Annotated in this window: 8 protein-coding genes; 5 read left to right on the top strand and 3 right to left on the bottom strand. The window is 72.5% G+C overall.

The window, feature by feature from the left end; translation table 11 throughout:
- Nucleotides 1-116: 116 nt before the first annotated feature.
- The 4 genes from QRN89_RS26800 to QRN89_RS26785 all read left to right on the top strand — a co-directional run bounded on the left by QRN89_RS26800 (nt 117) and on the right by QRN89_RS26785 (nt 6,239).
- On the top strand, nt 117-779 hold the full coding sequence (locus QRN89_RS26800) for a helix-turn-helix transcriptional regulator (RefSeq protein WP_093651875.1): 663 nt from the start codon (nt 117-119) through the stop codon (nt 777-779).
- An 80-nt stretch (nt 780-859) separates the two neighbouring features.
- Nucleotides 860-2,143 carry a ribonuclease D gene (locus QRN89_RS26795; protein ID WP_290351937.1) on the top strand — a complete coding sequence of 428 codons (1,284 nt, stop codon included), beginning with the start codon at nt 860-862 and terminating at the stop codon, nt 2,141-2,143.
- Nucleotides 2,144-2,886: 743 nt separating this feature from the next.
- Nucleotides 2,887-4,113 carry a thiolase family protein gene (locus QRN89_RS26790; RefSeq protein ID WP_290351936.1) on the top strand — a complete coding sequence of 409 codons (1,227 nt, stop codon included), beginning with the start codon at nt 2,887-2,889 and terminating at the stop codon, nt 4,111-4,113.
- The gene (locus QRN89_RS26785; protein WP_290351935.1) at nt 4,110-6,239 is read left to right on the top strand and encodes a 3-hydroxyacyl-CoA dehydrogenase NAD-binding domain-containing protein; all 2,130 of its coding nucleotides are present in this window, start codon (nt 4,110-4,112) and stop codon (nt 6,237-6,239) included. The genes QRN89_RS26790 and QRN89_RS26785 overlap by 4 nt, the downstream gene beginning before the upstream one ends.
- A 120-nt stretch (nt 6,240-6,359) precedes the next feature.
- On the opposite strand, the gene QRN89_RS26780 is transcribed toward QRN89_RS26785, so the two are convergent.
- Nucleotides 6,360-7,469: a DUF8189 domain-containing protein gene (locus QRN89_RS26780; RefSeq protein WP_290353870.1), complete on the bottom strand. Its 1,110-nt coding sequence runs from the start codon at nt 7,467-7,469 to the stop codon at nt 6,360-6,362.
- A 183-nt stretch (nt 7,470-7,652) separates the two neighbouring features.
- Between QRN89_RS26780 and QRN89_RS26775 the strand changes: the two genes are divergently transcribed.
- The gene (locus QRN89_RS26775) at nt 7,653-8,024 is read left to right on the top strand and encodes an NTP pyrophosphohydrolase (RefSeq protein WP_290351933.1); all 372 of its coding nucleotides are present in this window, start codon (nt 7,653-7,655) and stop codon (nt 8,022-8,024) included.
- 337 nt (nt 8,025-8,361) lie between these two features.
- On the opposite strand, the gene QRN89_RS26770 is transcribed toward QRN89_RS26775, so the two are convergent.
- Together QRN89_RS26770 and dxs are read right to left on the bottom strand one after the other, a co-directional pair.
- Nucleotides 8,362-9,873 carry an amino acid permease gene (locus tag QRN89_RS26770; RefSeq protein WP_290351932.1) on the bottom strand — a complete coding sequence of 504 codons (1,512 nt, stop codon included), beginning with the start codon at nt 9,871-9,873 and terminating at the stop codon, nt 8,362-8,364.
- 167 nt (nt 9,874-10,040) lie between these two features.
- Entirely contained in the window at nt 10,041-11,963 is a 1,923-nt protein-coding gene (dxs, locus tag QRN89_RS26765) for a 1-deoxy-D-xylulose-5-phosphate synthase (protein WP_290351930.1), read from the bottom strand.
- Between the last annotated feature and the right edge of the window lie 163 nt (nt 11,964-12,126).

Raw genomic sequence — 12,126 nt, 5'->3', positions numbered from 1 at the left:
GATCTTTCTCTAAAGGCGACCAGGTTTGCTGCCGAAGAGGTGGTGACCCATCAAGCACGGTTCGCCCCGGCTTCATCCCCGAGCCGGCTCCGTCCCCCACCTTCCCAGGAGGCCTGGTGTCCGTTCTCCTCGAGCAGCCCGCAAGCCTGGTCGCCTACCGCCCGAACAAGCCGACGGCCATGGTCGTCGTGGCCGACCCGCGCGTCCGCTCCACCGTCACCCGCCACCTGTGGGCGCTCGGGGTGCGCGATGTCATCGAGGCGTCGTCCATCGCGGAGGCCCGTCCCCGCGTCGGCAACCCGCGCGACATCTGCGTGGCCGACGTCCACCTGCCCGACGGCAGCGGGCTCACCCTGCTGTCCGAGACCCGCGCCGCGGGCTGGCCCAACGGCCTCGCCCTCTCCGCCGCCGACGACATCGGCGCGGTCCGCAACGCGCTGGCCGGCGGGGTGAAGGGCTACGTCGTGACCGGTACGCGCACCAACCTCGGCCACCCCACCCGCCCCGGAGCCGCCCCGATCGGCGCCGCGGCCGCCCGGCTGCACCGCCGTCCCCCCGGCGCCCCGAGCCACCCGGGCGGCTACCGCGAGCTCTCGGGCCGCGAGGTGGAGGTGCTCCGGCTGGTCGCGGAGGGCCAGTCGAACAAGGCGATCGGCGTCTCGATGGGCCTGTCCGCGCTGACGGTCAAGAGCCACCTGGCCCGCATCGCCCGCAAGCTCGGCACCGGTGACCGCGCCGGCATGGTGGCTGTGGCGCTGCGCACCGGCATCATCCACTGAGCCTCCTTTACACGGGACCGGTGCCCGTCGACGGAACGTTCCGTCGACGGGCGCTTGCCGTTCACGGATACCCTTGACAGGTGACCGACGCCCAAGAGACCGCAGCAGAGCCGGACCTGCTCACCACCGGGGGCGGCCCCCCGGACGACGCCGTCTCTGACGAAGGGGCGCCGATCCCCCTGCTGGAGCCTCGGGAGGGCATCCCCCCGGTGGTCTCCACGCCCGAGTCGCTGGCGTCCGTGATCGCCGCGTTCGCCGCCGGGACCGGTCCCGTCGCCGTCGACGCCGAGCGTGCGTCCGGCTACCGCTACGGGCAGCGCGCGTACCTCGTCCAGCTGCGCCGCCAGGGCGCGGGCACGGCCCTCGTCGACCCGGTCGGCTGCCCCGACCTCTCCGCGCTCGGCGACGCCCTCACCGGCACCGAGTGGATCCTCCACGCCGCCACCCAGGACCTTCCGTGCCTGCGCGAAATAGGCATGCTGCCGTCCCGGCTCTTCGACACCGAGCTCGCCGGGCGGCTCGCGGGCTTCCCCCGGGTGGGACTCGGCGCCATGGTCGAGTCGGTACTCGGCTACGCCCTGGAGAAGGGGCACTCGGCGGTCGACTGGTCGACCCGCCCGCTCCCCGAGCCATGGCTGCGGTACGCGGCGCTCGACGTGGAGCTGCTGGTCGACCTGCGGGACGCGCTGGAGAAGGAGCTCGACCGGCAGGGGAAGCTGGAGTGGGCGCGTCAGGAGTTCGACGCCATCGCCTCGGCCCCGCCCGCGCCGCCGCGCAAGGACCCCTGGCGACGCACGTCGGGCATGCACAAGGTGCGCCGCCGCCGTCAGATGGCCGTCGTACGGGAGTTGTGGACGGCCCGCGACAAGGTGGCGCAGCGCCGCGACGTGTCCCCCGGCAAGGTGCTCGGCGACGCGGCGATCATCGAGGCCGCGCTGGCGCTCCCGCTCAATGTGCACGCGCTGACGGCCCTGCCCGGCTTCGGGCACCGGATGGGACGGCGTCAGCTGGAGCAGTGGCAGGCGGCGGTGGACCGGGCGCGGGCGTTGTCGGAGGCGGAGCTCCCGCAGCCGGGGCAGCAGGTGACCGGACCGCCTCCGCCCCGCTCCTGGGCGGACAAGGACCCGGCCGCGGCGGCGCGGCTGTCCGCGGCGAGGGCGGGGGTGTCCACGCTGGCGGAGCAGCTGAACCTGCCCCAGGAGAACCTGATCACGCCGGACACGGTGCGGCGCCTGTGCTGGGAGCCGCCGGCGGAACCGACCCCGGAGGGGGTCGCGTCGGCGCTGACCGCGCTGGGAGCGCGGCCGTGGCAGGTCGAACTGGTGACGCCGCTGCTGACGAGGGCACTCCAGGCGACACCCTGACGCGTGGCGCGTCCGCGTGGGTCCGGGCCGCTGACGTACGGCGGCGCGGACCGGGCCGGCTGTCGGTCCGGGGCCGGTGACGCCACACGTCGCGGCCGGCGCCCGGGAAGGCCTTCTCGCGGCCCCACGCGAAAGCGCCACGTGCGCCGGAGCGTCCCGTGCACTCCGTGTACTCGGGCGCCGGGCGCCGCGGAGCGGCCCCGTGGCGCGCCGAACGGTGGCACCGCACGGTGGCACCGCACGGTGGCACCGCACGGTGGCACCGGACGCTGCCGGAGCGACATCGTCCGGCGCCGCACGTCCGGAGGCGTCACGGGCGCGGGCACGCCGCCCCGCCCCGCACGGAACCCCCGGATGCAGGCGCAGGCGCCCACCCGCGCGGCGCCGCGCGGGCAGCGCGGGCAGCGCCGGACGCGACTGCGGCACCCGGCGCGCACAGCACGCGCCCTCCGACGGCGCACGGCGACCACCACGCGAGGCGGCACGGCCACGCCAGTACGGCCACCCCACGCCCACGCACGCGAAGCCGACACGGACACCACACGACGGCCACGCCACGACGACCGACGGTCCCGCGCCACGGCGCGAAAGCCGCGGCGCCACCGGTCGTGCGTGTGACGTTCGCCGCTCCCGCCACGAGGGGTGGGCAACCCAGTTACCCGCAAGTAGCATGAGGGCAGCAAGCGCACGCTTAGCCGCGCGCCACGCAGCAGTGCCACCCCGCACCCTGGAGGAGAGCCATCGTGCCTCGTACCGTCAGGGACGTCGTCTTCGTCGACGGCGTCCGCACCCCGTTCGGCAAGGCGGGCCCGAAGGGCATCTACCACGAGACCCGTGCCGACGATCTCGTCGTGAAGGCCATCCGGGAGCTGCTGCGCCGCAACCCGGACCTCGACCCCAAGAAGATCGACGAGGTCGCCATCGCCGCGACCACGCAGATCGGCGACCAGGGTCTGACGATCGGCCGTACCGCCGGCATCCTCGCGGGTCTGCCGCAGTCCGTGCCCGGATACTCCATCGACCGCATGTGCGCCGGCGCGCTGACCGCCGTGACCTCGGTCGCCGGCTCCGTCGCCTTCGGCGCGTACGACATCGCGATCGCGGGTGGCGTGGAGCACATGGGCCGCCACCCCATGGGCGAGGGCGTGGACCCGAACCCGCGCTTCGTGTCGGAGAAGCTCGTGGACCAGTCGGCCCTCTTCATGGGCATGACGGCCGAGAACCTCCACGACCGCTACCCGACGATCACCAAGCAGCGCGCCGACGAGTACGCCGTGCGCTCGCAGGAGAAGGCCGCCAAGGCGTACGCCAACGGCAAGATCCAGCAGGACCTGGTGCCGGTGTCGGTGCGCCGTACCAACTCCGAGGCGGGCGAGACCGGCTGGGGTCTGGTCACCGCCGACGAGCCGATGCGCCCGGGCACCACGCTGGACAACCTCAAGGGCCTCAAGACCCCGTTCCGCGTCCACGGCCGCGTCACCGCCGGTAACGCCGCGGGCCTGAACGACGGCGCCACCGCCTCGCTGATCGCCTCCGAGGACTTCGCCCGGGAGAACAACCTCCCGGTCAAGATGCGCCTGGTGTCGTACGCCTTCGCCGGCGTCGAGCCCGAGGTCATGGGCTACGGCCCGATCCCGGCGACGGAGAAGGCCCTCGCCCAGGCGGGCCTGTCCATCGGCGACATCGGCCTGTTCGAGATCAACGAGGCCTTCGCCGTCCAGGTGCTCGCCTTCCTCGAGCACTACGGCATCGCCGACGACGACGCGCGGGTGAACCAGTACGGCGGCGCCATCGCCTTCGGCCACCCGCTGGCCTCCTCCGGCGTGCGTCTGATGACGCAGCTTGCGCGGCAGTTCGAGGAGCAGCCGGAGGTCCGTTACGGCCTCACCACGATGTGCGTCGGCTTCGGCATGGGCGCCACCGTCATCTGGGAGAACCCGCACCACAAGGACGCCGGAGGCGACAAGTGACCACCACCGCTGAGCTCCTGAAGGGCGCGGCCGAGCTGTTCCCGGACGAGGTCGTCACCCAGGCGCACGTACGCCACCTGGACCTCCCCGGCGGCGCGGGCAGGTTCGCCCTCATCACGCTGGACAACGGCCTGGACCACACCAAGCCGACGACGTTCGGCCCGCAGTCGCTCGCGAACCTGAACGCCGCGATCGACCAGGTCGAGAAGGAGGCGTCCGAGGGCGCCGTCGTCGGTGCCGGCATCACCGGCAAGCCGTTCATCTTCGCCGTCGGCGCCGACCTCAAGGGCGTCGAGCTGCTGAAGCGCCACGAGGACGCGCTCGCCATCGGCAAGGGCGGCCACGACGTCTTCAAGCGGCTGGCCTCGCTGGCCGTGCCGACGTTCGCGTACTACAACGGCGCGGCCATGGGCGGCGGTGTCGAGGTCGGTCTGCACTGCTCGTACCGCACCGTCTCCAAGGCCCTGCCGGCCTTCTCGCTGCCCGAGGTCTTCCTCGGCCTGGTCCCCGGCTGGGGCGGCTGCACGATCCTGCCGAACCTGATCGGGGCGGACCGCGCGGTCTCGGTGATCATCGAGAACTCGCTCAACCAGAACAAGCAGCTCAAGGGCGTCCAGGTGCACGAGCTGGGCATCGCCGACGCGATCTTCGAGGGCGCGGACTTCCTGGAGCAGTCGCTCATCTGGACCGCGTCCGTCCTCAAGGGCGAGATCGTGGTGGAGCGCCCCGAGGTCGACCGCGGCGAGGCCTGGGACCAGGCCGTCGCCAGGGGCCGGTTCATCGCCGACTCCAAGGTGCACGGCGCGGCCCCGGCCGCCTACCGGGCCCTCGACATCATCGAGGCCGCCAAGGACGGCGACCTGCAGAAGGGCTTCGACGCCGAGGACACCGCGCTGGCGGACCTCATCATGGGCGGTGAACTGCGCTCCGGCATCTACGCCTTCAACCTGGTGCAGAAGCGCGGCAAGCGCCCCGCGGGCGCCCCGGACAAGTCGCTGGCCCGCCCGGTCACCAAGGTCGGTGTCGTCGGCGCCGGTCTGATGGCCTCTCAGCTGGCGCTGCTGTTCCTGCGCCGTCTGGAGGTGCCGGTGGTCCTCACCGACATCGACCAGGAGCGCGTCGACAAGGGTGTGGGCTACGTCCGCGCCGAGATCGAGAAGCTGCTGGGCAAGGGCCGCATCAACCAGGACAAGGCCAACCGCCTCAAGGCGCTGGTGACCGGTGTCCTGGACAAGGCCGAGGGCTTCGCGGACGCGGACTTCATCATCGAGGCCGTGTTCGAGGAGATGACGGTCAAGCAGAAGGTGTTCGCGGAGGTCGAGGCGGTCGCCCCGGCGCACGCGATCCTCGCGACCAACACCTCGTCGCTGTCGGTGTCGGAGATGGCCTCGAAGCTCCGGAACCCGGAGCGCGTGGTCGGCTTCCACTTCTTCAACCCGGTCGCGGTGCTGCCGCTGCTGGAGATCGTCCGCGGGGAGAAGACCGACGACGCCTCCCTGGCCACGGCCTTCGCCGTCGCCAAGAAGCTGAAGAAGACCGCGGTGCTCACCAAGGACGCCCCGGCGTTCGTCGTGAACCGCATCCTGACCCGCTTCATGGGCGAGATCCAGAACGTCATCGACGAGGGCACCCCGGTCGTCACGGCCGAGAAGGCGATCGAGCCGCTCGGTCTGCCGATGTCGCCGCTGGTGCTGCTGGAGCTGGTCGGCCCGGCGATCGGTCTGCACGTGTCCGAGACGCTGAACCGCGCCTTCCCGGAGCGCTTCACGGTCTCCCCCAACCTGAAGGCGGTCGTCGAGGCCGGCAAGCGCGGCTTCTACGTGTACGACTCCGGGAAGCCGGAGCTGGACCCGGAGGTCGCCGCGCTGCTGAAGCAGGGCGACAGCGTCCTGACGGAGGAGCAGGTCCGCGCCCGCGTCCTGGACGCGGTGGCGCAGGAGATCGGGCTGATGCTGGAGGAGGGTGTCGTCGCCGAGGCGCAGGACATCGACCTCTGCCTGATCACCGGCGCCGGCTGGCCCTTCCACCTGGGCGGCATCACGCCGTACCTGGACCGCGAGGGCGTCAGCGAGCGCGTCAACGGCAAGCGGTTCCTGGCGCAGGGCGTGGCGAGCGTCCCCGCGTGACCGGTCACCGCGTGACGGCCTGACAGGCCGACAGGAACGGGCCGTACGGGAATCCTCCCGTACGGCCCGTTCCTGTCGTGTGCGTCCCCGGCGCCCGCCCGGCCGGGAGCGCCGGAGGGCTCAGACCCGCGTCCACGCCTCCATCGCCAGGCCCGACTCGGACTTCTGCCGGGTCACGCGCAGGGAGCCGTCGGCGGCGAGGGCGGCGAGCACGACACGGCCGGTGCCGTCGATGGCGAGGGCGGGGGCGCCGACGCAGGACTCGCCCGTGGGCGTCCAGTTGAGGCCGGCGGACTCCTCCTCCGTCGGGTACGCGGCGAGGGCCGGGCGGCCGTCGGCGCCGCGCTGGGCGAGGATCGTGCAGTCCTGGCCGTCGACCGGCGTGCGGAGCACGGCGACCGGCCCGGTGCCGCCCTCGCCGCCGAGGGCCGCGGGCGCGGCCATGCCCTCGCGCCAGGCGTGCACGACGCCCGTGGCCGCGTCGCGCCAGAAGTGGGTCAGCCGCTCGCGGCCGGTGCGCTCGGAGCTGACCGAGCCGTCGGCGGCGGAGAACGCGATGTCGTCGGCCCGCTGGAACTTCACGCCCTGGGTCTCCTGGTTCCACCGCAGGACGGCGTCCTCCGTCGGGGCGAGGACCTCCATCAGCCCGTGGTCGGTGACCGACGCGGCGGGCAGGCCGAGCAGCCCGCTGCCCTTGAGGTCGGCCCACTTGTTCCACTTGCCGTTCGGCACCTGTGCGCGGCCGCAGACACCGCCGCCGGCGTTGCGCACGAAGACGTGGAGGGACCCTTCCGCGTCCACGACGGCCGCGGGGAGCCCTATGGTGGCCGCGAGGGCGCGGTCCTGGGCGTACGGGGTGCCGAGGGCGTACCAGTCCCGCATGGGGCGCCCGGTCTGGTACTGGATGGCCTGGACGACGTCCGTGGCGACCTCGCCGCCCGCCACCGGGGTCCGCCGCAGCGCGACCAGCTGCACATAGCCGTCCGAGCCCTGGGCGATCGCCAGGTAGGGAAGGATGCCGGGGGCGGGGAACAGCTCGGGGCCGATCCACTCGGGCCCGCCCGCCCGCTTCTCGGTCCAGCGCAGCACGCCGTCGGCCGCCGGCGTGTACGCGGAGAGCCGCCCGTCCTTGCCGCGCAGCAGCCAGCCGGTGGTCGGCGGGAGCGACGGGTCGGCGGGCAGCGAGGTCGTGGCCCGGGCCGCCCGGCGCTGCCGGCCTTCGGCCCCCACGGTGTCGGGCGGGGTGCCCGTCCGACGCTTCGACCCCCGCGCAGACCGCAATGACATGGCCCGTTGCCCACCTTCCCCGAGCGCCGTGCAGGCGCTTGATTCACGTGTGATTCACGTGACGATAACACCCGTCGACACACCGGTCCGCCCGCCCGTGGACCGGCTCTGTGACACGCTTCCGCCATGGTCCCTCTCCTGATCGTCGATGGCGCGAACGTGGTCGGTTCGGTACCGGACGGCTGGTGGCGCGACCGGGCGGGCGCGGCCGAGCGGCTCCGCGACGCACTGGTCCCGCTCGCCGAGGAGGGCATCCCCGGGCACCCCGGTCCGGTCGAGGTGGTGCTGGTCGTCGAGGGGCGGGCGAGGGGCGTCGGGCCCGTGCCGGGCGTACGCGTGGAGTCCGCGCCCGGGAGCGGTGACGACCGCGTCGTGGAGCTGGTCCGGGAGAACGCCGGCCGGTCCGCCGTGGTGGTCACCGCGGACCGGGGGCTGCGGGAGCGGGTCGAGGCCCTGGGGGCGCGCGTCGTGGGGCCGCGCGCGGTCCACCGCGGCTGACCCCGGCCCCCCGGCCGCCTCACCGGCCGGGGGCCGGTCGGCGAGCCGGTACGTCTCGGGGTGCACGCCCCCAGGCGGCGCCCGCACCCGGAGGCCCGGCGCGGTGCCGCACCCCGGTGGCGGGCCGGCGGGGGTGGGTGCTGCTCCGGGCGGGGTGCCGCCCGGCCGTCCGGTGCCTCCCGGCGGGGCGGCCGCACGGCGGAGGGGGTACGGCGGTGAAGGCGGCGATCCGACGGGCATGCGCACACACGTCGGCCCCGTATGTCCCGTCGAGGCGGGCATACGGGGCCGTGTGCGGTCGTGACGGCACCCCCGGCGGGGGGCGTCCGGTGCGCGGCTAGAGCTCGGCGTTCTTGCCGAGCTTGGCGAGGCGGCTGTGGGAGCGGCCGTAGAGGTAGTAGACGACCACGCCGATCGCCATCCATACGGCGAACCGCAGCCAGGTCTCGGCCGGGAGGTTCAGCATCAGCCAGAGCGAGGCCAGGATGGACACGATGGGCAGCACCGGCACCCAGGGCGTCCGGAAGGCGCGGTGCAGGTCGGGCCGGGTGTTGCGGAGGATGATGACGCCGAGGGCCACGATGACGAAGGCGAAGAGCGTGCCGATGTTCACCAGGGCCGCGAGCGCCTCGAGGCTGGTGAAGCCCGCGATCACCGCGATCACCACGCCGAGCACGATGGTCGCCCGGTGGGGCGTCCGGAACTTCGGGTGGGTGACGGAGAAGAAGCGCGGCAGCAGTCCGTCGCGGCTCATCGCGAAGAACACCCGGGTCTGGCCCAGCAGCAGGATCATGCAGACGGTGATCAGTCCCACGACCGCGCCGAGGCTGATGGCACCGGCGAAGAAGGGCTGGTCGACCGCCTTGAAGGCGTCGGCGAGCGGAGCGGTCGCCGACATCTCCGTGTACTTCTGCATACCGGTGACGACGAGGGTCACGGCCACGTACAGCACGGTGCAGACGAGGAGGGAGCCCAGGATGCCGCGCGGCATGTCCCGCTGGGGGTTCCTGGTCTCCTCGGCGGCGGTGGCGACGACGTCGAAGCCGATGAAGGCGAAGAAGACGATGGAGGCCGCGGTGAAGATGCCCATGACGCCGAAGTTCGTGGGCTCGTAGCCGAACAGCACCTGCACCAGGGGCGCCATGAGACCGCCGCCCGTCTCCTGCGGCTTGGCCGGGGGGATGAACGGCGTGTAGTTGTCGGCCTTGATGAAGAAGGCGCCGGCGACGATGACCAGCAGCACCACGGTGACCTTGATCGCGACGACGATCGCGGTGATCCGCGCCGACAGCTTCATGCCGATGACGAGGATCGCGGTCAGCACGAGGATCAGCAGGAACGCCAGCAGGTCGAAGTGGCCTCCCGCGTCGGGTCCGGAGAGCGCGGCGGGCATCTCCCAGCCGAGGTTGGTCTCCAGCAGGTGGCGCGCGTACCCGGACCAGCCGACCGCCACCACCGCCGTACCGAGGGCGAACTCGAGGACGAGGTCCCAGCCGATGATCCAGGCGGGCAGTTCGCCGATCGAGGCGTACGAGAAGGTGTACGCCGACCCGGCCACCGGCACGGTGGACGCGAACTCGGCGTAGCAGAGCGCCGCGAGGGCGCAGACGACACCGGCGGCGACGAAGGACAGGGCCGTGGCCGGCCCGGCGTTCTCCTTGGCGGCGATGCCCGTCAGCACGAAGATGCCCGTGCCGATGATGACGCCGACGCCGAAGACGGTCAGGTCCCATGCGGAGAGCGACTTCCTGAGCGCGTGCTCCGGTTCCTCCGTGTCCCGGATCGACTGCTCGACCGTCTTGGTCCGGAACGCCCCGGTGCTTCTCGGGGGCTGCTGCTGTGTGCTCACCGGCGTACCTCCGTACCCATGGCCGTATATCCATGATCGAGAGGGGTGCTGGACCTCGCCCGCCCACGGAGTGCGTTTCACACGAAAGGACCGGCCGGAAACCTCTTACGGTACTCCGACCGGCCCAATCCGTCTGCCGGGGTGCGTGCGCCGGAGGGCGCGCCGGATCAGTCCCGCGCGGGCTCCGCGGTCCTGCTGGGCTCGTCGTCGAGACGGCCCTCCAGCTTGGCCACGAGGCCGGTGACCTGACGGGCGATGTCCGGCGCCGTCAGCCCGATCTCGGCCATGACCTCCTTGCGGGAGGCGTGGTCGAGGAAGCGCGGCGGGATGCCGAAGTCGCGCAGCGGCAGGTCCACCCCGGCGTCGCGCAGCGCCTGGGAGACGGCGGAGCCGACGCCGCCGACGCGCCCGTTGTCCTCGACGGTGACGACGACGCGGTGCTTCTCGGCGAGCGGGGCGAGGGCCTCGTCGACCGGCTTGACCCAGCGGGGGTCGACGACGGTGGTGGAGATGCCCTGCTTGTCGAGGAGGCCGGCGATCTCCAGGCACATGGGCGCGAGCGCGCCGACCGAGACGAGGAGGACGTCGGGCCGGTCCGTGCCGGCCTCGCGCAGGACGTCCATGCCGCCGACGCGTCCGACGGCCGGGACGGCGGGGCCGACCACGCCCTTGGAGTAACGGACCACGGTCGGCGCGTCCTTGACCTCGACGGCCTCGCGGAGCTGGGCGCGCAGCTGCTCGGCGTCGCGCGGGGCGGCCATCCGCAGGGTCGGGACGACCTGCAGGATCGACATGTCCCACATGCCGTTGTGGGAGGCGCCGTCGTCGCCGGTGACACCGGCCCGGTCCAGGACGAAGGTCACTCCGCACTTGTGCAGGGCGACGTCCATCAGCACCTGGTCGAAGGCGCGGTTGAGGAACGTGGCGTAGACGGCGAAGACCGGGTGCAGTCCCCCCGTGGCCAGGCCGGCGGCGGAGGTCGCCGCGTGCTGCTCGGCGATACCGACGTCGAACACGCGCTCGGGGAAGGTGTCGGCGAACTTCTTCAGGCCGACGGGCTGGAGCATCGCCGCGGTGATGGCGACGATGTCCTCGCGCTCCCGGCCGAGCTCGACCATCTCGTCGCCGAAGACGGACGTCCAGCTGGCAGCCGAGGCCTTCACCGGCAGCCCGGTGTCCGGGTGGATCGGGCCGATGCCGTGGAAGCGGTCCGCCTCGTCCTGCTCCGCGTGCTGGTAGCCGCGGCCCTTCTCGGTGAGGCAGTGCACGATGACCGGGCCGCGGAACCGCTTGGCGCGGGTCAGCGCGGACTCCAGGGCCTCGATGTCGTGGCCGTCGATGGGACCGACGTACTTCAGGCCGAGGTCCTCGAACATGCCTTGCGGGGCGATGAAGTCCTTGAGGCCCTTCTTGGCTCCGTGCAGGGTCTCGTAGAGCGGCCTGCCGACGACGGGGGTGCGCTCCAGGATGTCCTTGCCGCGGGCGAGGAAGCGCTCGTAGCCGTCGGTGGTGCGCAGCGTGGCCAGGTGGTTGGCGAGGCCGCCGATCGTGGGCGCGTAGGAGCGCTCGTTGTCGTTGACGACGATGACGAGCGGGCGGTCCTTGGCGTCGGCGATGTTGTTCAGCGCCTCCCAGGCCATGCCGCCGGTGAGGGCCCCGTCACCGATGACCGCGACGACGTGGTCGTCCTTCTTCAGCACCTCGTTGGCCTTGGCCAGGCCGTCCGCCCAGCCGAGGACGGTCGAGGCGTGCGAGTTCTCGATGACGTCGTGCTCGGACTCGGCGCGCGAGGGGTAGCCGGACAGGCCCCCCTTGGCGCGGAGCCTGGAGAAGTCCTGGCGGCCGGTCAGCAGCTTGTGGACGTAGCTCTGGTGACCGGTGTCGAAGAGGACCTTGTCGTTCGGTGAGTCGAAGACGCGGTGGAGGGCGATGGTCAGCTCGACCACGCCGAGGTTGGGGCCGAGATGGCCGCCGGTCTTCGAGACCGCGTCCACGAGGAAGGTGCGGATCTCTGCGGCCAGCTGGTCGAGCTGCTCCGGGCCGAGTCGGTCCAGATCGCGCGGTCCCCTGATACGGGTAAGCAATGCCACCCGTGCCTCCTTGCGTTTGAGCTGGTCGAGCTTGCCGATCTGTCGAGTCTAATGTTCCGCTCCCGGCCGCTGTCATCGGGCGGTGCGTTCCGCGTCACGCCGTCGGAGGACACGGAGGCCCTCCGGGGCCGGCGGCCGGTCCCGAAGGGGAACACGCAGCAGT

The organism is Streptomyces sp. HUAS CB01 (assembly GCF_030406905.1).
Lineage (GTDB): Bacteria > Actinomycetota > Actinomycetes > Streptomycetales > Streptomycetaceae > Streptomyces > Streptomyces chengbuensis.
Note: the sequence above shows the minus strand (reverse complement) of the source record. Positions and strands in the feature narration are given on the sequence as shown.

Coding starts and splice junctions, on each gene's coding strand:
- QRN89_RS26775 (WP_290351933.1), top strand. CDS start 7,653: ATGGTCCCTCTCCTGATCGTCGATGGCGCGAACGTGGTCGGTTCGGTA.